This is a genomic window from Burkholderia sp. SIMBA_051 (genome assembly GCF_046534915.1).
GTDB lineage: Bacteria > Pseudomonadota > Gammaproteobacteria > Burkholderiales > Burkholderiaceae > Burkholderia > Burkholderia ambifaria.
Genome location: NZ_JAWRXS010000105.1, coordinates 1 through 340, shown reverse-complemented (window position 1 = coordinate 340; position 340 = coordinate 1). Strand labels below are relative to the sequence as shown.

1 protein-coding gene is annotated in these 340 nt (G+C 72.9%); it reads right to left on the bottom strand.

The window, feature by feature from the left end; genetic code table 11:
• A partial coding sequence (locus SB771_RS33750; RefSeq protein WP_410721886.1) for a GNAT family N-acetyltransferase occupies positions 1 to 340 on the bottom strand: 340 nt, incomplete at both ends.

The window sequence follows — 340 nt, the reverse complement described above, 5'->3', positions numbered from 1 at the left end:
CATCCCGAGCTTGTGTGCGACGTTCAGCGAACCGGTGTTGGCCGCCGCGATGTCGGCGATCACACGCGGCAGCCGCACGGTGTCGAATGCGTGCCGCACGACGGCCGCCGCGGCCTCGCTCGCGATGCCGCGCCCCCACGCCGTGCGCACGAGCCGCCAGCCGATCTCGACGTCGCGCGCGCCGCCCGCGTAGTCGGGAATCAGCAGCACCCAGCCGATGAACCGGTCGGGCGCGGCCTTCTCGAAGATCGACCAGTAGCCGAGGCCGGCCGGATAGTCGCGCGTGATCCGGTGCGTGACGAAGCGGCGATGCTCGGCGGGGTCGTGCCACGGGCCGGCG